The organism is Bacteroidia bacterium, from assembly GCA_023228875.1.
In the GTDB taxonomy this organism is placed as follows: Bacteria; Bacteroidota; Bacteroidia; order NS11-12g; family UBA955; genus JALOAG01.
Genome location: JALOAG010000008.1, coordinates 20358 through 40998, shown reverse-complemented (window position 1 = coordinate 40998; position 20641 = coordinate 20358). Strand labels below are relative to the sequence as shown.

12 protein-coding genes are annotated in these 20641 nt (G+C 37.5%); 4 read left to right on the top strand and 8 right to left on the bottom strand.

Features of this window, described 5'->3' with window-relative positions; translation table 11 throughout:
- Window positions 1–60: 60 nt before the first annotated feature.
- The gene (ahcY, locus tag M0R38_08890) at window positions 61–1374 is read left to right on the top strand and encodes an adenosylhomocysteinase (protein MCK9481859.1); all 1314 of its coding nucleotides are present in this window, start codon (window positions 61–63) and stop codon (window positions 1372–1374) included.
- 48 nt (window positions 1375–1422) lie between these two features.
- Here ahcY and M0R38_08885 read toward each other — a convergent pair whose 3' ends face one another.
- Entirely contained in the window at window positions 1423–5700 is a 4278-nt protein-coding gene (locus M0R38_08885; protein MCK9481858.1) for a PKD domain-containing protein, read from the bottom strand.
- An 80-nt stretch (window positions 5701–5780) separates the two neighbouring features.
- Complete coding sequence (locus M0R38_08880) at window positions 5781–8096, bottom strand: TonB-dependent receptor (protein ID MCK9481857.1); 2316 nt, start codon at window positions 8094–8096, stop codon at window positions 5781–5783.
- A gap of 351 nt (window positions 8097–8447) precedes the next feature.
- On the opposite strand from M0R38_08880, the gene M0R38_08875 reads away from it, so the two are divergent.
- Window positions 8448–10061 carry an FMN-binding glutamate synthase family protein gene (locus M0R38_08875; protein MCK9481856.1) on the top strand — a complete coding sequence of 538 codons (1614 nt, stop codon included), beginning with the start codon at window positions 8448–8450 and terminating at the stop codon, window positions 10059–10061.
- 66 nt (window positions 10062–10127) lie between these two features.
- On the opposite strand, the gene odhB is transcribed toward M0R38_08875, so the two are convergent.
- On the bottom strand, window positions 10128–11414 hold the full coding sequence (odhB, locus tag M0R38_08870; protein MCK9481855.1) for a 2-oxoglutarate dehydrogenase complex dihydrolipoyllysine-residue succinyltransferase: 1287 nt from the start codon (window positions 11412–11414) through the stop codon (window positions 10128–10130).
- 116 nt (window positions 11415–11530) lie between these two features.
- Here odhB and recG point away from each other — a divergent pair, with 116 nt between their 5' ends.
- The gene (gene recG, locus M0R38_08865; protein ID MCK9481854.1) at window positions 11531–13642 is read left to right on the top strand and encodes an ATP-dependent DNA helicase RecG; all 2112 of its coding nucleotides are present in this window, start codon (window positions 11531–11533) and stop codon (window positions 13640–13642) included.
- Window positions 13643–13711: 69 nt separating this feature from the next.
- Here recG and lpdA read toward each other — a convergent pair whose 3' ends face one another.
- The 5 genes from lpdA to fbp form a co-directional block, all read right to left on the bottom strand.
- Window positions 13712–15097 (bottom strand): dihydrolipoyl dehydrogenase, encoded by a 1386-nt coding sequence (gene lpdA, locus M0R38_08860; protein MCK9481853.1) that lies wholly within the window; start codon window positions 15095–15097, stop codon window positions 13712–13714.
- 80 nt (window positions 15098–15177) lie between these two features.
- Window positions 15178–16233, bottom strand: coding sequence for a cytochrome-c peroxidase (locus tag M0R38_08855; GenBank protein MCK9481852.1), 1056 nt, complete (start codon window positions 16231–16233; stop codon window positions 15178–15180).
- Between the two features lie 53 nt (window positions 16234–16286).
- Window positions 16287–17360 carry a peptide chain release factor 1 gene (gene prfA / locus M0R38_08850; GenBank protein MCK9481851.1) on the bottom strand — a complete coding sequence of 358 codons (1074 nt, stop codon included), beginning with the start codon at window positions 17358–17360 and terminating at the stop codon, window positions 16287–16289.
- Window positions 17360–18190, bottom strand: a complete 831-nt coding sequence (locus tag M0R38_08845) for a hypothetical protein (GenBank protein ID MCK9481850.1) — start codon at window positions 18188–18190, stop codon at window positions 17360–17362. The genes prfA and M0R38_08845 overlap by 1 nt, the downstream gene beginning before the upstream one ends.
- Window positions 18191–18263: 73 nt before the next feature.
- On the bottom strand, window positions 18264–19229 hold the full coding sequence (gene fbp / locus M0R38_08840) for a class 1 fructose-bisphosphatase (GenBank protein ID MCK9481849.1): 966 nt from the start codon (window positions 19227–19229) through the stop codon (window positions 18264–18266).
- Window positions 19230–19287: 58 nt separating this feature from the next.
- On the opposite strand from fbp, the gene M0R38_08835 reads away from it, so the two are divergent.
- On the top strand, window positions 19288–20553 hold the full coding sequence (locus tag M0R38_08835) for an aspartate kinase (protein ID MCK9481848.1): 1266 nt from the start codon (window positions 19288–19290) through the stop codon (window positions 20551–20553).
- The last annotated feature ends 88 nt before the right edge of the window (window positions 20554–20641 follow it).

Below are 20641 nucleotides of genomic sequence, written 5' to 3'. Positions count from 1 at the left end.
GCTACTTATTTTTAATTCATAATTAAATCTTATTTTTGCACCTCATAAAATTAACAGAACATGACAAGTACAAGCACCTATATTCCTTACAAAGTTAAAGACATTTCCTTAGCAGAATGGGGACGCAAAGAAATCAACCTTGCAGAAGCAGAAATGCCGGGATTAATGTCCATTCGCAAAGAATTTGGGCATCAACAACCTCTGAAAGGTGCACGTATTGCAGGTTGTCTGCATATGACCATTCAAACAGCTGTTTTAATTGAAACCTTGGTTGAGCTTGGCGCAGAAGTTACTTGGTCTTCTTGCAATATTTTTTCTACTCAAGACCATGCAGCGGCAGCAATTGCAGCAAAAGGAATCCCCGTATATGCTTGGAAAGGTATGACAGAAGAAGAGTTTGATTGGTGTATTGAACAAACTTTATTTTTTGGTGAAGAACGTAAACCGTTAAATATGATTTTGGATGATGGCGGTGACTTAACCAATATGGTTTTTGACCGATACCCTGAATTAGCAAAAGGAATTAAAGGACTCAGTGAAGAAACTACTACCGGAGTAATGCGTTTACACCAGAGAGAGCAAAAAGGCACATTGCCAATCCCTGCAATTAATGTAAACGACTCAGTTACTAAATCAAAATTTGACAACAAATATGGCTGCAAAGAGTCATTGGTTGATGCAATCAGACGTGCAACAGACTTAATGCTTGCGGGCAAAGTAGCAGTCGTTGCAGGTTATGGAGATGTAGGAAAAGGAAGTGCGCAATCCTTGAGTGGTGCAGGATGCCGAGTTTTAGTAACTGAAATCGATCCTATTTGTGCATTGCAAGCTGCCATGGACGGTTTTGAAGTAGTTACCATGGACGATGCGGTTAAGAGAGCAAATATTTTTGTTACTGCAACCGGAAACATGAAAATCATTGTGGACAGACATTTTAAGAATATGAAAGACAAGTCAATTGTGTGTAACATTGGACATTTTGACAATGAAATTGATATGGCTTGGCTAAACAAAAATTACGGTCATAAAAAGACAAATATCAAACCACAAGTAGATATTTATGATGTTGACGGACATGATGTTATCATTTTGGCAGAAGGACGTTTAGTTAATCTTGGCTGTGCAATGGGACACCCTTCTTTTGTAATGAGTAATTCATTCTCAAACCAAACTCTTGCCCAAATTGAACTTTGGAATCATGCGGATAAATACGTAAACAAAGTATATACCTTACCTAAAAACCTTGATGAAAAAGTAGCTGCGTTACATTTGGAGCATATTGGTGCTAAGTTAGAAAAACTAACACCGGAGCAAGCAGAATATATAGGAGTGTCTCAACAAGGACCTTATAAATCCGAAGCATACAGATACTAAACTGCATGCAATTAAAAACAATTGCATGCAGCATAACGCTTGCAGACTTTAATTAACAAGCTCGACTTTTCCTATTGCTATTGCTGCTCCTGAGATATAGCGAATGATATAAATTCCTGCTTGTTGATTAGTCAAGTCTAATACATTGCCATTGCTTGTAAGTTCAGCATGAGAAACAGAAAGCACTCGTGCTCCTTTCATATCAATCACCTCTATTATTCCGTTGTCATTTACATTCTGCAATTTGACTGTAATGAAGCCTGTTGTTGGGTTAGGATACAATTTGAATGAAGCCGCATTTAAACCGTCACGGACATTAAGGTTGGTTACAGTGTGAGAAACAGTCTTTACACATTCGCATCCTTCAACCGTACTTATAGACAGCTTCACATCATATTTACCATCTTCTTTAAATTGGTGTTGAGGGTTTTTATCACTTGAAACTTCTCCATCTCCAAAATCCCATTTGTATGTTGCATCAAAATCATCAACTTCAAATTCATAGCCTCTATGTCCGGGTATCCATATAGGGTTGATTACAAAATCACAAACCGGAGTAACACCAACACGAACGTTTTGCTCTGCTGTATCTGAACATACACCGGTAGAAGCAAAAGCAACTAACATCACTTGATAGTTCTGTGACGCATTAGTTTTGTAAACATGATTTGGTACAAACACATCATTGTAAACAGTATCACCCATGTTCCAGTTGTACTTTGCACTTCCGAAACTAATGGTTGATGTATTGGTAATTTTAAGAACCTCTTTTGTACAAACCATATCATTGAGCGTAAATTGAGCATTGGGTTTATGCCCCGTCCCAACTTGGATTGTAGCATTGTTAGCACAGCCTGATGAAAAAATTACTTGCAGTGAAATAGTTTTCAATCCTATAGTTGCAAATGTAACTTTGGGAACAGAATCAATAATTGTTTTGCTTTCTATCACCCATTTGTAGGTAGCCGTATTTCCCGATGGAACCACAACATTGCTGTTAAAGATTGTAGGTAATCCGATACAAGCATCAGAATGAGTAATAGAAATTTGCGGAGCAAGATTTACCTCTAATGTTTTAACAACTGAATCACTACACCCTTCGTTGGTGTAAGCTACTAACTTTACATCCTTACTTCCTACGGATTGAAATATATAATTAGGGCTAGTTTGAAGAGATTTGCTTTCTCCTTGCCCAAATTGCCATTCACAATTCCAAGTTGAAAATGGGATCGTAGTCTTATTAGTAAATCCAACAGGAGAACCAAAGCAAGCGGGTGAAGTATAAACGAAGTCAGCTTTAGGTGTAGGATACAAAGAAATAGGTCGCACAATGGTATCAGCACAATCTCCTTCTGATGCAGCAATCAATCTGATTGAATAATTGCCTGCATCCTGATAAACAGGAGTTGGCACAGCATCAGTTGCAGTGTTACCATCTCCAAAATCCCAGCTATACAAAACGGTATCTGAACTGCTTGTTGTATTGTTTTGGATGGAAATAGGGAGTCCGAAACATAGATTGCTTACTGCAAAATCAGCATTCGGAAAACTGCTAACCTTTACAGACTTTGTGAGTGATTTTATAAATCCAAACGAATCTGTGGTAGTTTTCAAGGTAACTTGATAATATCCCGGCAAGGCATAAGTATGCTTAGGATTGACAGCGGTACTGGTTTGTCCATCACCAAAATTCCATTCATACTTAATTTTACCGCTTTTAACTGTTGATTTATTTTCAAAAACTACCTCTTTTCCCACACAGGCTTTCTTTACAAGAAAATCAGGTCTGCCATACGGTGAAACTAAAACATTACGCACAATAACCGAATCGCATCCTGTGAGCGAGTTATGCAGAATCAGTCTCGCTTCCACCATACTATCTATATAGTCATCGGTTGGATTTATTATCCAAAATCCTGTATTGACCGGTTGATAATAACTTGCAAACGGCAACGTATCTCCTGATGCTGAAAGAACAACTGTGCTCACCACCATTGCTGGAGGAGGTGAAGCAAATTGGACTTCAAACACAATAGAATCATTTGGAATAGTTACCCAATAACTTCTTGAGGAATCCAGTTCCAAGCCCTTACTCGTGATGTTAGCACCAATACTTGAATTGGTTATACCTCTATGAACATTCAAATTAAATTGCAAAGTGTCGTTAGCATGGTTGTCATCAAAATGGGCAATGAATACTGTGAAACGGGAATTATCCGGGGCTCCCTTAAAATTCAGGTTATCAATTTCAAAAAAAGTGGTATCATTAGCGTGTATTGTATCAAAGTCAATCAAAACCGGCTGTTGATTATTCAACACATACCCAATTTGACCGGATTGATAGTCAAAATTAAACTTGCTTATAACATAGCCTTGAAATTTTGCTGGAACACTCGAACAAACATCATAATCACCTTGATTGAAGTCTCCACCTAATTTAAAATCAAAATCGACTTCTACAGCTCCTATATCAGGGTGTGTAGAATCTCTGTCATAACCTGACTTGTCTTTAGTTATCCCATGTGGATATGCGAATGAAGTATAATAATTTCCCATACCATTAAGAGCGGGATTGAGGTAAGCGAAATTGTTTTTATTAGGATTAACAAATGCCGGGTTTGCAACAATGTTGCTATCTGCACCACCCAGGTTATTCAAATCAGCCACACTGATGGCAGTGAGTGGATTATTTACACCTCTTAAATAATTGACTGAGTTGATGTCTGCTTTATTATTTGAACGAATTGAATCATAGAAAAAAGAATTATTCTTTATATCATACAAATAAAGAAACCCGGGTCCATTATTATATGAATTGGTCGCTTTCACATCATAATAAGAGATGTTATTATAAAAATTGGTTTGAATCTGTCTGGTAATACTGGGATTACCTGCAACAATTTTAGAACCAGATACATTCAAATAGTCATAAGCATTGACAGTACCTGAATGTAATGAATAATCAAAAGACCTATAAAAAGTATTATTTACAACATCGCCAGTTGAATATTGCCATTCAATATAGCTTCTTGCTTCGCGTATAGGATTCAAAATGGATGGATAAGCCACATTGTTGGCAAACACATTATTTACTAAAAATACATTTTGAGCTAAGTACGCAGCAAAAGGATACACATAGGCTTTGTTATCATATTTATTTCCTGCATAATTATTGTAGACATTGTTCCCTTCGACCCTAATCACATTAGTTCCTGCATAGCCTGCATGTGCGTCCGATGTAATACCCTCACTCCTTGAAATAGCAATACCATAAAATGTTTTTGCATTATTCGTTCTGGAACTATCACCCATATTTCGAATTGTATTACCTATTACCTCTATATCTTTATCAGGATAAGCAGATAAATAAGGATAATACAGTTGAATTCCATAGAGACAAGTTTGGTCATTATCATCTTGTATTGCAGCAGTGGTAGAGCGCAGGATTGTGTTATAGTTATACTTTCCTCCACCGGATGCATAAGAATATATTCCGACTCCTGTAGGATTGACGATTCTGTTACCAATAAACATATTACCACCTGAGTTGGCTGTGCCATCACCTAATTCAAATATTCCATAGGTTGCACCTCTTCTTCCATTCCCATCAAGCACACAGATAATCTTATTATTTTCAAAAAGATTCCCTCTCCCGTTTGCACCCCTGACATTGTGTTTTAAACTATTGATTGAATTGCCAAAAACAATGATTGCACCCGCATCCCCATAGTTAGACCTATCAACAGACTCATCTGCTGTATGACTTGTATTCACTGTTATCTTGTTATAATCATAATTATCATTTGTGATACTACAATTACGAAAAATATTTGAGTCAGCATTATTTGACAAAATCACAGTTTCACACCAGGAAGCATTCCAATTCACAATTTGCAAACTATCAAAAACAAAATGATCCGCACCTTTTAGCCATAAAACATATTTTGAAGAAGCATTTGGATTGTAATACCAATAGGGATACTTACCTTTTACCACCACACGTCTGTTTACATTCAGAGAAGGATGAGGCAGCACCACAATTTGTTCGTTGACAACAGAGTTCAGAATATTTAGAACTATATCCCCACTGCCCGTAACTCCGGGTCCTTGAACCGGTCCGCCATCCGACCTTGTGCCGGACGATATATCATTAAAGAAAGATTGTAAGTTTGTGTAATTTGTTGCACTGGCAGCAGTAGTGTTATCCAGTGTATAACCGATACCGGCTGTCAACTGTGCTTGTGTTTGCATTACCGGAAAAAACATCAAAGTTAAGAACACTTTGCATACTGAGCGAAATTTCAGAAATGAGTAATTAGTTTTCATAGAGTTATGCACTTATTTTTCGCCTCAAAAATAAGCACATTGGCAAACAAAAAAACTCTTAATTTAATAAAATCAAACGCTTAGAACTGCGCATTTATACTTAGAGAAGGTAACACCGGCAGTTGATCAACACGTGTAAAGCGCACTCTGTCAAAGTAAAAAACATTGTTGCGATTATAAACATTGGTGAGCGAGAATACAGCCCAGAACTTTGTGTTCTTAGTTTTATAAAAAACCTTTTCAGCCGAAAAATCTAATCTGTGATAATAAGGCAGACGACCACCGTTTAATGGTCCATAAACAATGCCCAATGTGCCGTTTGCAGAAAGGTAATCAGAGCCAATTCCTTGGGATTGAAAGTCCAGCTTCTCATAAAATCCTGCAGACTGTGTAAATGGGAATCCTGAGCCTAAATTCCAACGCAGATTCATATTCCACGTCTTTTTCTTATCAAGTGTGTAAGCAATCAAAGTATTAACATTATGTCGCCTATCCCAATGTGTAGGGTAATGATTAATTCCATCAAATCTATCTACCCAAGAGAGCGAATAGACAGCCCATATATACAGCCTTTTATCTTCATATTTAAAAGAGAAATCTCCACCAAAAGCACTTCCTGATTCAATAATAAAATCCTTTTTCTCGCGATCCGGCTTATCAGAATATGCAGGGATATCATCAAAAAGTTTATCTCGGTTGACATTTGTAAGTTGGGGAAATCCTTTATAGAAAAACTCCAAATTCACTTCCACCTTGTTTGATAAATCAAACTCAAATCCGGACACAAAATGCCATGATTTCTGCAACCTGGAGGTTACATATTTACCATTAAACTCACCGGGAAGATTGTCCGGTCCGGATAAAAATCCATAAAACAGATTCACAACATCTCTATCAGAAATTGCACTTAACAAATTCTGTGAATACATACCAGCTGCAGCCTTCAGCCTAATTTTTCTTGTGAAATTATATTTTGCAGAAACACGCGGTTCTGCTGTACGGCTGCCTAAAGAGGCATATTCCTGAAAACGCAATCCTAAATCAAAAAGGAATCTATGACGGATGTATTTATACAAAACATAACCGGCAATCTCAGTATTAATGTTATTCTGTACTATTCTTCTATTATTTGAATTATACAGCTCAAAATCAGTAGTAAAACCATTTACTTCAAGCCCATATCTAAATTCATCCCTCTTCATATATGAGGTAAAATTTATCCCCAGATTAAACCCTCCTATTCCACTCTTTCTGGGCTTATCATCAGACTCCTCTTGCGACATCAAATAATCAGAATATGCTAAAAAACCATCTATTTTTGTTTTACTTGACTCGGGAATAAATACGAATCTACTGCCGAAACCATTCGAAACCCAATGATAATTAGTACTTTGCGGGAAATTAACTTGATCGTCAAACCTAAAACCAAACAATTTTATACTACTTCCATTAGAAGAATGAAAGGAAGTCTTAGCATAAATATCTGTGAAATTATAAGGCAACTTCTCGGAGTTCGTATACGAATAGAACAAGGGGGCACTTTGTTCTAAATAAGACTTTTTAATTGAAATCACATACGAACTACTTCCTGACCCTTGTTCAAATGCTTTGAAAGGACCTTCAACAGAAATTTTAGATAAGAAAGGACCAACATTCACGCTTCCTCCATGTCTGGTTTTATTTCCATCTCTTGTTTTAATATCCACAATAGCTGAAATCCTATCTCCATACTCTGCTCCAAATCCTGCAGAATATACATCAGCAGTTTGAATTAAGTCTGCATCAAAAACCGAAAACAAACCAATAGAATGAAATGGGTTATAAATAGTTATCCCATCCAACAAAATTTTATTCATCACCGGTGAACCTCCTCTAATATAAAGCTGCCCACCTTGATCTCCGGTAAAAATCACACCGGGCAACACTTGCAAATACTGCGCAAGGTCTGGCGAGCCACCCATTGAAGGAAGGCGTTTGATATCTCTAGCATGCACAGTTACTTTAGAAGTCGTAGGATCTATGCTTCTATCATTTTTTTTGCCGCTTACTTCCGCAGTGGTGAGAGTGCTTGCAGTACTTTTTAAGAAAATATTCTGCACGGTTGCTTGGCCCGATTTTACTGTAACCTTAAACTGTGTAGAATCATATCCTACATAGGTACAGATCAATGTATAGACACCGGACGCCAGATTGTTGATAGTATAAAACCCATCAAAGTCGGTTACAGCACCGGTACCTGTTTCCACGACATATATACTTGCAGAAATGATGGCATCTCCTTTTTCCCCATCTCGGACTATCCCTTTCACCTCCCCCTTATCTTGAGCCTTTACACCATGTACCAACAATAATGATAGCAATAGTACAACAGATCTCAACCCTGATTTCATACTCATATTAAAGGGGTACGAAAAAAGGAAATAAAAAGCATATTATGGCTAATACATGATTAATAATTGAGGAACGTACTTTTTTACACCATAAACAAAGTATTACAAAAACGAGATTCAGATTGATTCATTTTTAATAGTCATATTCTTGTCCAAATAGTGGATTATTGGTCTTTGAATTTATTAATTAACTTGTACATTTGCCCCCGAAACAAGGTCAAAGAAGCAAGAAATGATTATGTATCTTTTAAACATTGATATAATAAACACGGAACTTTCTAAGCAAACAATTCTGCCATCCTTTCAACCCTTGTTTTTTAATTCCTCAACAATCTAAACATCTTAATTTCATTAGCAATGCGTAGAAAATTTGTAATTATCTCGAGTATTACTTTAATTGTAACCTTTGGATTAGCATGGTTTCTTGGGTATAATTGGTTTGTATTATTTGCCATTCTGTTAGTATTTACCATTATGGGCTATCAGGACATGGTTCAAACTAAACATGCAATCAGAAGAAACTTTCCACTATTGGGCAGACTTCGTTATTTAATGGAAGATCTCAGACCCAAGCTCTATCAATATTTTGTCGAATCTGACATCAATGGACACCCCTACCACAGAGTAGATCGTTCAACCATATACCAACGTTCCAAGAAGACTCTTCAGACAATTCCTTTTGGAACTCAGCTAGATGTATATGCTGAAGGGTACGAATGGATGTGTCACTCTATCTCTCCTAAAGATTTTGAGCATCTCAATCACGACCCACGTGTAACTGTTGGAAATAAAGACTGTAAACACCCATATTCAGCAAGCATCCTTAATGTTTCTGCAATGAGTTATGGTGCATTGAGTGCCCAAGCAGTTGAAGCAATGAACGGTGGTGCCAAGATTGGTAATTTTGCGCAAAACACCGGAGAAGGAGGTATCAGTCCTTATCATCTAAGACAAGGAGGAGATTTGATCTGGCAAATAGGAACAGGGTACTTTGGTTGCAGAGACAAAGACGGGAAATTCGACCCTGTACTTTTTGCTGAAAAATCAAAACTGCCCCAAGTCAAGATGATAGAATTAAAACTATCACAAGGTGCTAAGCCAGGACATGGCGGTATTTTGCCGGCTATTAAAAACACTGCAGAAATCGCAGCAATAAGACACGTTCAACCTCACACCAAGATTGCATCTCCACCTTACCATTCTGCATTTAATACTCCGTATGAGATGGTGCAGTTCCTTAAACAACTAAGAGATTTATCCGGTGGCAAACCAATTGGTTTTAAAATCTGTATAGGGCACAAAAATGAATTCATTGCAATATGTAAAGCAATGATTGAACAGGATACATATCCTGACTTTATTACTATTGATGGAGGCGAAGGCGGTACTGGTGCTGCGCCTCAAGAATTCTCTAACTATATTGGTGCACCTTTGTTAGACGGGCTTGATTTTGTTCATAATATTTTGACCGGACTGGGTATTCGTAAACATATTAAGTTGATTGCTTCAGGTAAAGTTGCTACAGGCTTCCATATTGCAAGAGCAATGGCTTTGGGTGCGGATGTGTGTAATTCTGCCCGTGCAATGATGATTGCCATTGGTTGCATCCAATCTTTATTGTGTAATACAAACCGCTGTCCTACAGGTATTACCACTCATGATCCTCAATTAACTGCGGGACTTGATGTGGCAGATAAGAAAGTTCGTTTAGCAAACTATCATGAAGAAACAGTAAAAGCGTTTGTTGAAATTTTAGGTGCTTCCGGTTTAGATGAAGCTAAAAACATTACTCGTTCACATATTTACAGACGTATTTCTTTAAACGAAATGCTTACTTATGAAGAAATTTTCCCTTCAATAAAAGAAGGTTCTATGGCTGAAGGCATCATCCCTGAAAAATACAAGTTAGATTTCCAATATGCAGACATGCACAAGTGGGGAATCCCTGTTGCTGCCAACGCAAAATACTAAAGAGTCCCAATCATAAAAAAGGCGAGTCATTCAGACTCGCCTTTTTTATAGAACTATCTTATTAAATTATAAATCCAATAAACTTTCTGCTGAGCTTGTTCCATTAAGCAACATTTCCGGATTCTCCAACAATGTTTTCACCATAAATAAGAAACTTACAGACTCTCTGCCATCTATAACACGGTGGTCATAAGACAAGGCTATATACATAACAGGTCTAACCTCAATTTTACCATTTTCTACCCAAGGTCTTTCAACAATATTGTGCATACCAAGAATCGCAGACTGAGGCGGATTGATAATCGGTGTAGACATCATAGAGCCAAACACTCCACCATTGGTAATCGTGAATGTACCACCGGTCATCTCTTCAATTGACAATTTATTGTCTCTAGCTTTGATTGCGAGTCTTTTAACCTCATTCTCAATCTCAGCAAGTGACAAAGTCTCTGCATTTCTAATTACAGGCACAACTAATCCACGTGGACCGGAAACAGCAATAGAAATATCGCAATAATCATTCATCACAATTTCCTCTCCATCAATAAAAGAGTTAACTGCAGGCCACTTTTGAAGTGCTAATACACATGCACGAGTAAAGAATGACATAAAACCAAGCCCCACTCCATGTTTTTCTTTAAATGTATCTTTATACTTTGCACGCAAATCCATGATTGGCTTCATGTTTACTTCATTAAACGTAGTCAACATTGCCGTCTCATTTTTTGCCATTACCAACCGTTTTGCAATGGTTTTGCGCAGGTTTGACATTTTTTCTCTTTTTTCTTCTCTACTTCCGCTTCCTTTCAAGTAGCCGGCACCTTTTCCGCTTCCACCTTGTTCAACTGCCGCTTGCAAAACATCCATTTTAGTAATTCTGCCATTCAAACCGCTTCCTTTCACCTTATCAGGATTTAATCCATACTCTTTCAACAACTGTTCTGCCAATGGACTCGCAGAATAATTTTGTTGAACAGAAGGAGCACTTTGTTTAGCACTTGTCTCTGTTTTGGGTGTTTCCTTCACCGGAGCCACTTCTAGCTTTGCAACAGCCGGTGCAGACTTTGGAGCTTCAGCTTTCTCTTCCTTTTTAACTGTATTTGCAGGTGCTTTTGCAGTAGTATCAATCAGCGCAACAACATCCCCTACCTTAACAGAATCACCTTCTGATGCAGTAAATTTTTCAAGCACACCTGCTTTTTCTGCATTGATTTCGAGTGTTGCTTTTTCTGACTCCACCTCAATAATAGGTTGGTCTAATTCAATATAATCACCAACATTAACAAGCAATTTGGAGATTGTAACTTCGCTGATGGACTCACCCGGAGAAGGGACTTTTATTTCTAACGCCATGTGTATTTACTCTTAAAAAGTATGTTTTGTTTGCAGCGCAAAAATAGGGATAATTTGTGTTCAGAGTAATTTAGTTTGCAGGTTATCAATAGAAAGTTTATTCATAATTTTAGACCGTGAAATCTGACTTGTCGGAATTTGAAAAATTAGGTATTAGTGCGCTCGGAAATTTTAGTAATGCACGCCTGAAACTTCTTGAGAATGAATTGGGAATCCTCACTATTGGTGATTTACTCAATCATACTCCGATTCGGTATCTTGACAAGACTGCCAACATCAATATTGCAGAGCTTCAACCCAATTCAGGACAAGTGCAAGTGCGTGGAAAAATTGAATCAATTGAAGTTTTAGGAGTGCGTAATACTCAAAGACTCAAAGCTGTATTTTGTGATGACACCGGCTGCATGGAACTTGTTTGGTTTCGCTCAATTCCTTGGGTAAAAAAAACAATCACAGTGGGTCAGTTCTATACAGCATTTGGCAGAGTCAGTGAGTTCAAAACTGTCTTTTCAATTTCACATCCTGAACTTCAAATTTATGATCCTGCAAAACAGCAAGAAGTGTTGGGATACATTCCGGTTTACCCTCTAACTGAAAAACTCAAAGCATCTAAAATAGATTCAAAGTTTATAGCAGAATTAACAAAAACGGCATTAGAGCATGTAAACTTTGATATGCCTGAATTTCTACCTGCACGCATTCTTGAAAAAACAGGATTCCCATTACGCGCAAAAGCTTATGCTGACATCCATTTCCCAACCAAATTAGACCAAGCAAGCAAAGCCAATGAACGTTTTAAATTCGAAGAAATATTTCTTTTCAAATTGCGCAGCGAAAGAACCCGATTGACAAGAATATCTAATTCAATTGGACCAAAAATCACCAAGCCGGGCTATTTTTTCAATTTATTTTATAGTAAACACCTACCCTTTTCATTAACCGAAGCTCAAAAAAGAGTAATTAAAGAAATATGGGCGGATATGAAAAATGGCTCACAAATGAATCGATTGTTGCAAGGCGATGTAGGAAGCGGAAAAACAATTATTGCCTTTATCTCAATTCTTTTGGCAATTGACAATGGGTTTCAGACTTGTCTGATTGCACCAACAGAAATACTTTGCCAACAACATTATGAATCATTACAAGAATGGGCAACACCGCTTGGCTTGCGAGTAGCACTGCTCACCGGCTCCACTCCTGCCAAAGAACGCGATTTGATTCTCGAAGACTTAGCCTCCGGCAAACTTTCATTGATAACCGGCACACATGCAATTTTAGAGGACAGGGTCGTTTTTCAAAAATTAGGCTTAGTTATCATTGACGAACAACATCGTTTTGGAGTTGCACAAAGGGCAAAACTCTGGCTCAAATCGAACCCCGCTCCTCACATGTTAGTGATGACAGCAACGCCAATCCCCCGTACATTAGCAATGACGGCACATGGAGAATCCGACCACAGTATTTTGGATGAACTACCTGCAGGACGCAAGCCTATAGTTACTGCTCATAAAGAAGAAAAGAACAGAATCGCGCTCATGTCATTCATAAAAAATGAAATCACAAAAGGGAGACAAGTATATTTTGTATTCCCATTAATCAATGAAAGTGAATCTTTAGATTTAAAAAACTTAATGGATGGATATGACATGGTTGAAAGTTTCTTTCCAACACCTGAATACCGATTATCCATTGTTCACGGGCAAATGCGTCCTGAAGAGAAAGAAAAAGAGATGTTGCGTTTTAAGAATGGAATTGCACATATTATGGTTGCAACCACTGTGATTGAAGTAGGTGTTAACGTTCCCAATGCAAGTGTGATGGTCATTGAGAATGCTGACAGATTCGGGCTTTCTCAACTTCATCAACTTAGAGGCAGGGTGGGCAGAGGTGCGGAGCAGAGCTATTGCATTTTAATGACTGAAAATGAAATTAGCAAAACTGCAAAAGAAAGAATGAATGCAATGGTGAAACACGTTGACGGATTTGAGATTGCAAAAATTGATTTAAAACAAAGAGGTCCCGGAGATATTTTGGGGACTAAACAAAGTGGTTTACCTGATTTCAAATTTTTAAACTTGGTAAATGATGAATATATCATATTTTTAGGCTCACAAGCTGCTTCTTATGTGTTGCGAGAAGATCCCACATTGAGCAAACCGGAGAATGTCTTACTCAAAAAATATCTATTGGCTCACAGCAAAGACAACTTCTGGAGTAAAATATCCTAAAATCAATCAATACAGACAACAAAAAAGGGCTGCAAAATGCAGCCCTTTCCAATTATCTTTTATTCTTTATTACAAGTGAATACACTCGCCATAAGCTTGTGCCGCTGCTTCCATTACAGCTTCACTCATAGTAGGGTGCGGATGAACAGCTTTTATAATTTCATGTCCTGTCGTCTCAAGTTTCCTAGCTACAACCGCCTCTGCTATCATATCTGTAACACCTTCGCCAATCATGTGACAACCAAGCCATTCACCATATTTAGCATCAAAAATCACTTTAACAAATCCTTCTCTGCTCCCATTTGCATTAGCCTTTCCTGATGCAGAGAATGGGAATTTACCAACTTTAATTTCATATCCTTTTTCTTTTGCTTGTGCTTCTGTTAGCCCAACTGAAGCAACTTCAGGATGGCAGTATGTACATCCCGGTATGTTACCATAATCAAGAGGTTCTGGATTCATACCTGCGATTTTCTCAACGCAAATAATACCTTCAGCTGAGGCAACGTGGGCAAGTGCTTGGCCGGGAACTATATCTCCAATTGCATAAACACCTTCAACATTTGTTCTATAGTACTCATCTACCATTACCTTACCTTTCTCAGTCTTTACACCCAGCGTTTCTATACCAATATTTTCAATGTTTGTTTGTACACCGGCTGCTGACAAAACGATATCACATTCAACAGTTTCAACACCTTTTGCCGTTTTGATACTCACTTTACAACCTTTGGCAGTAGATTCAACTTTTTCTACAGCACTGGAAGTCATAATATCAACGCCATTCTTCTTATATATCTTCTCGATAGCCTTTGATACTTCCTCATCCTCAACAGGCATCACCCTGTCCATAAATTCTACAATAGTAACTTTAGTTCCCATAGTAGAATAGAAATATCCAAACTCCATTCCGATTGCCCCGGAACCGATGATTAACATACTCTCCGGTTTTTTGTCAAGCACCATGGCTTCACGGTATCCAATGACTTTCTTGCCATCAATCTTAATATTTGGCAATTCTTTAGAACGAGCACCTGTTGCTAAAATAATGTGTGTACCTTCTACAGTCTCTTTCTTACCATTGTTATCAACCTCTAATTTACCTTTTGCAACTAACTTACCAAAACCGTTTACTACTGTTATTTTATTCTTTTTAAGCAAAAATTCAATTCCTTTACTCATGGTGCCGGCAACGCCTCGGGAACGCTTTATAACAGCATCAAAATCCTCTTTTGAATCTTTTACAGTAATACCAAAATCTTTGGCATTATGAATATATTCAAACACTTGTGCAGATTTTAACAAGGCTTTTGTTGGGATACAACCCCAATTCAAGCAAATTCCGCCCAATTCGGCTCTTTCTACTATGGCTGTCTTAAGTCCAAGTTGTGAAGCTCTGATTGCTGCCACATAACCACCGGGACCACTTCCTAATACTACTACATCAAATTTCATATCTGTTATTATTGAATTGTAAAAATTTCGGTGCAAATTAAACCATTATTTCGGGTTAATGAAAACACAAAGATTTGAGTTTATAAATATCCTTCCGGAGCATGTTTTAATTCGTCAGGTATGTCTGCTGTAAAGGCTTTGAGGAATGTTACAATTGACGCGATTTGTTCAGGAGTCAAGTCTTTATTTAACTGTACTTTACCCATAATGCGAACCGCCTCTCCCAAATCTGTGACACCGCCATCATGGAAATAAGGAAATGTCTTTTCAACATTTCTCAAAGTTGGCACTTTAAAGAAGTATTTATCATTCTCATTCTTTGTAATATCATAGCGTCCGGAATCTACTTTCGCGCATTTTGTTTCATTCCAATAGTCTGTATAAATACCAAATTTTTGCAAAATCATACCACCGGCTGCAGGTCCGTTATGGCAAGTATTACATCCTGCATCCATAAAGACTTGGAATCCTGCCTTCTCCTCTTGCGTAAGTGCGTTTGCATCTCCGGCAATAAATTTATCTACTCTCGAAGGTGTAATCAAAATTCTTTCAAAAGCTCCAATTGCTCTCGTTAAATTTGCATAGGTAATAGGAGTTTTTTCATTGGGAAATGCTTTTGCAAACAAATCCTGATACATGGGTATTTTGCTTAATTTCTTAATTAAAAATCCGGAATCAGGGATATTGTGTTCAACAGGGTTCAAAATAGGACCACCGGCTTGCTCTTCTACATCCTGTGCTCTGCCATCCCAAAATTGCATAAAATGCAAAGCTGCATTCAACACAGTTGGAGAATTTCTACCACCTCTTACTCCATCATCACCCGGAGAGGTAGGCTCATTATCCACTCCGAACTTATCCAAAGAATGGCAAGAGTTACAACTAATATTCCCTTTCTTAGAAAGTCTTGAATCAAAAAACAACACCCTGCCTAACAGAACTTTGTCATTAGTAATTTCATTGTCAGGGTTTTCAGCTCTTTCCGGCAGTGTGCCAAAAGTTGACTTAGCTAAGTCCATTAATAAAGAGTCTTGGTTAATTTGCGGTTCATCAACCGTAACAGGTTGTGGTCTGTTGTTACATGCTAAGATGATGCCCAAAGCACCAAATGCAGTCATAATCCATAGTTTTTTCATAAGAGATTCAGTTAATATTATTGTGCAAAGTTAGAAAAGTTTAAATAGTGTACTTAGGCTAGCTCCTGATTTTTCATCCTTTCAGTGTTCTCAGCAAGTTGCAGCTTATTGATAATCTCACCAATATCACCATTCATTACATCCGCAAGGTTATAGAGTGTCAAGCCGATTCTATGATCTGTCATACGGCTTTGAGGGAAATTATATGTCCTTACTTTTGCACTCCTATCTCCGGTAGAAACCAAAGTTTTTCTTTGTGATGCAATGGCTTCTTCTTGTTTTCTGACTGCGTCTTCAAAAAGCTTAGTACGCAACATCTTTAGTGCAAGCATTTTATTACCTAACTGTGTTCTTTCAACTTGGCACGTAACCACGATACCGGTAGGTAAATGGGTTAAATGCACTTTCGTTTCAACTTTGTTTACATTCTGACCTCCGGCACCACCACTGCGCGCTGTTTCATATTTCAAATCAGAATCCTTAATTTCAATCTCCACCTCATCAGCCTCGGGCAGCACAGCTACTGATACGGCAGAAGTGTGTACGCGCCCCTGCGACTCGGTAACAGGCACTCGCTGCACCCTATGCACTCCTGACTCAAATTTTAATGTCCCATAAACGTCTTTCCCTTCAACAGATATAGACAACCTACTAAAACCTCCGGCTTCATTTTCATTGGATTCGATGATTTCTGTTTTCCACCCTCTGCCTTCGCAATATCTCATGTACATCCTACCCAACTCGCCTACAAAAATTGCGGCCTCATCACCTCCGGTACCTGCCCTGATTTCAATGATTGCATTGCGCTCATCTTGTGGATCCTTGGGCAACATCATGATTCTTAGAGTCTCTTCCAGTTCAGGCAACTTTGATTCTGCTTCATCTAACTCATCTTTGGCAAGCTCTTTTAATTCAATATCTTTTTCGTTTTTTAGAATCTCTCTCGCTTGTTCACGGTTTTTGTAATAGACCTTATATTTTTTTATTACATCCACTACTTCGCGTAAATCACTATACTCTTTATTGAGTTGGGTAAATTTCTTCATATCAGAAATTACCTCAGGACTTGATAATAAGATTTCAAGATCTTTAAACCGCGCTTCAATCGCCTCTAACTTATCGAGCATTATTTATTTTTATTTGTAAGGGCGTACAAAATTAATTCATTTCCGCTTTGCAACACCATCCTGTCCGGAGAAAGCGTAAAGGCAGCAATTTGCTCCGGCTTGTTCTCTATTGGGATAGATTTCTCTTGCAAAAAAGTCTTATCCAATAAATAGATTGCGTTATTTTTCAAGAAATACATTTTGCCCGACATAACAAAAAATTGCGAGGCGTTTGTAAGTTCAATTGTTCTCACAAAATTGCCGAAATTGTCAAATTCGTAAAGTCCCGAGGTGCTGTCAAACAAATAAATCGCATTATTCATATCCCCAATGTAAACAGGTGCAAATTGCGGATTGTTAGCATAATCACGTACATTGCCACTACTTAATTCAAGGTTTAGATCTTTCTTAACCTTTTTCAACTTCATATCACTTTGATCAAAGAGCCAAATTTTTCCATCATAACTTCTTGCCAACGTGCTTAACATTAAGAATCCGCCTTCTTCCAAGTTTGATTGTCCAAGCATGTTTAGCTGGTTGTCATAGTATATTACTTTATTCTGTTCTTTGTAAAACACATAGATTTCAAACGGATTTGAGGCATCTATTGAGAACACATTCCCTAATAATTTATTATTTGCGACAGCTGTCTTAGTCCCTTCTTTATCATATTTCACAATATCTCCGTTGGAATTTGCTGTATAAATATTCCCAAGATTATCAGCAGAAAAGCACACAACATTACTTACCTTCAATCTATGAAATTCCACAAATATCTGTGTAGTATGATTCACTCCAAATCCATAAAACAACATACAAATAATAATAATAAAGAGAGTTGCTAAGCGCATATTTCTATGATTGCAAAAATACAACCAAAAGTATCGAAAACACTATTCAGGCAAAATATAAACAAACTTAGCCCTACCCTAACAGCGTTTCAACCATTTTAGCCGAGCCAATATACAGCGGGGTTCTTTGGTGCAATTTTTCAGGAAGAATGTCCAAAATTCTTTGCGTGCCGTCAGAAGCTTTTCCTCCTGCATTTTCAACTAAGAACGCCATTGGATTACACTCGTACAACAAGCGCAACTTCCCTTTAGGTGCTTTTTCGGTAGCCGGATAAATGTAAATTCCTCCCTTTAGAAGATTTCTATGAAAATCAGCTATCAAGGAGCCTATATATCTCGCACTAAAACGTTGTTCCTTGCATAGATGAATATACTGCTGAACCCTGTCTTCAAAGTCATGCAAATTTCCTTCATTAACAGACAAAATACTGCCGTTTTCAGGTGTGATAATATTGGGATGCGAAAGACAAAATTCATGTATTGAATCATCAAGTGTAAAACCATTTACGCCATTTCCGGCAGAATAAACAAGCATAGTGCTTGAGCCATAAATAATATAACCTGCTGCAACAATTTCATGTCCCGGACGCAAGATGTCGTTCAATGAACAAGGTTGAGTCAAATCTTGTCTTTTGTACAAAGAAAAAATGGTTCCGATTGAAGCATTTACATCAATATTTGAAGACCCATCCAAAGGGTCCATACAAAATATATACTTAGCATTTTTTGCATCGATACACCAATACACATCATCTTCTTCCTCCGAAATAATGGCACAGACTTCTCCTGTCTTTTCTATATGACTTTTAAAAACCTCATTAGCAATCATATCTAACTTTTTCACCTCTTCACCTTGAATATTTGTTGAGCCATGATAGCCTAATATGTCCACCAATCCGGCTTTGCGCACATCTCTATTGACAATTTTTGAAGCAAGTTCTATGGCTCTGAAAATATCTGAAAATGCTCCTTTAGCATCATGAACTTCTTCTTGTCTGTCAATTATAAATTGACCTAATGTTGTTACTGCATTTTTCATCTAATTCTGTTGTATTTTCGCGCCTCAAAAATAACAATAGTATTTGGAACAAAATCAGATGAAAATATTCAAATTCGGAGGAGCTTCTGTGAAAGATGCTGCTTCAGTTAGAAACGTAGCAAACATTCTTAATATCTACGCCTCAGAAAGAGTCTTGGTTGTCATTTCTGCTATGGCAAAGACAACCAATTTATTAGAACACGTAGTAGATTCTTTTTTAAATAAAAAATCTGATTTGAATGATACCATCAAAGAATTTGCAACATTTCATATAAAAATTTGTAAGGACTTATTTGCAGATACTAACCACCCGATTTTCAATGAGCTTGACAATCTTTTTCTTGAATTAGAATGTATGACAGAGAAAGAAGTGAAGGATGATTTTGATTTTGTGTATGATCAAATTGTAAGTTTAGGAGAATTGATTTCTACAAAAATCATTAGTGCATATTTACTCTCACAAGGAATCAAGAACAAATGGGTTGACGCACGTAATTTCATTTTTACAAACAGCAATTTTAGAGAAGCAAACGTAAACTGGACAGAAACCGAGCATATTATTGTTTCAAAACTCAAGCCATTTGCAGAAAGAAGCATGGTTATCACCCAAGGTTTTATTGGCAAAGACAGGAATAATGCCACAACCACATTAGGGAGAGAAGGTTCGGATTACAGCGCAGCTATATTTGCATGGTGTCTAAACGCTGAATCCGTTACCATTTGGAAAGACGTTGCCGGAGTGATGAACGCAGATCCAAAGAAATTTAATGATGCAGAAAAAATAGACTCTCTCAGCTTTGACCAAGCCATAGAGTTAGCTTATTACGGAGCAAGCGTTATACATCCAAAAACAATACAACCGCTCAAGAGCAAAGGAATTCCATTATTCGTAAAATCATTTATCGACCCTTCCAAGCCCGGCACAATAGTAAGCGAAGGTTCTGAAAACAAAACAGAAAAAACATGCTACATTTTCAAAGAGAACCAATGCTTGCTTACGCTCAAAACTCGCGACTTTTCTTTTGTTGCCGAGAATAACCTCCAAGAAATTTTCAGAATCCTTGCCGCAAATAAAGTACGTGTAAACGTAATGCAAAACTCGGCAATCAGTTTCAAAGCCATTGTAGATTGTGATGAAAGAAAACTCACGAACATTGAAAAAGATTTGAGCTATAGTTTTGAAGTCAAGTTGCTCAACCACCTAAGACTGATTAGTATATACAACCATGCTGACAGCGGGATTCCTCCTTCTTTAACAAATGGTAAAAACATAGTGTTAGAGCAAAAAACTTCTAAAGTGCTACACCTTGTTCATGCAGTATAAGAGTCAATTAAATGCTAAAAAAACTATGCTAAACATTTCAGGAGTTAGATTGACTGAGTTTCTGAAATTAATCATAAAAACATACATT

Coding starts and splice junctions, on each gene's coding strand:
- M0R38_08835 (MCK9481848.1), top strand. CDS start 19,288: ATGAAAATATTCAAATTCGGAGGAGCTTCTGTGAAAGATGCTGCTTCA.
- fbp (MCK9481849.1), bottom strand. CDS start 19,229: ATGAAAAATGCAGTAACAACATTAGGTCAATTTATAATTGACAGACAA.
- M0R38_08845 (MCK9481850.1), bottom strand. CDS start 18,190: ATGCGCTTAGCAACTCTCTTTATTATTATTATTTGTATGTTGTTTTAT.
- M0R38_08855 (MCK9481852.1), bottom strand. CDS start 16,233: ATGAAAAAACTATGGATTATGACTGCATTTGGTGCTTTGGGCATCATC.
- ahcY (MCK9481859.1), top strand. CDS start 61: ATGACAAGTACAAGCACCTATATTCCTTACAAAGTTAAAGACATTTCC.
- M0R38_08880 (MCK9481857.1), bottom strand. CDS start 8,096: ATGAGTATGAAATCAGGGTTGAGATCTGTTGTACTATTGCTATCATTA.
- M0R38_08875 (MCK9481856.1), top strand. CDS start 8,448: ATGCGTAGAAAATTTGTAATTATCTCGAGTATTACTTTAATTGTAACC.
- M0R38_08885 (MCK9481858.1), bottom strand. CDS start 5,700: ATGAAAACTAATTACTCATTTCTGAAATTTCGCTCAGTATGCAAAGTG.
- odhB (MCK9481855.1), bottom strand. CDS start 11,414: ATGGCGTTAGAAATAAAAGTCCCTTCTCCGGGTGAGTCCATCAGCGAA.
- prfA (MCK9481851.1), bottom strand. CDS start 17,360: ATGCTCGATAAGTTAGAGGCGATTGAAGCGCGGTTTAAAGATCTTGAA.
- lpdA (MCK9481853.1), bottom strand. CDS start 15,097: ATGAAATTTGATGTAGTAGTATTAGGAAGTGGTCCCGGTGGTTATGTG.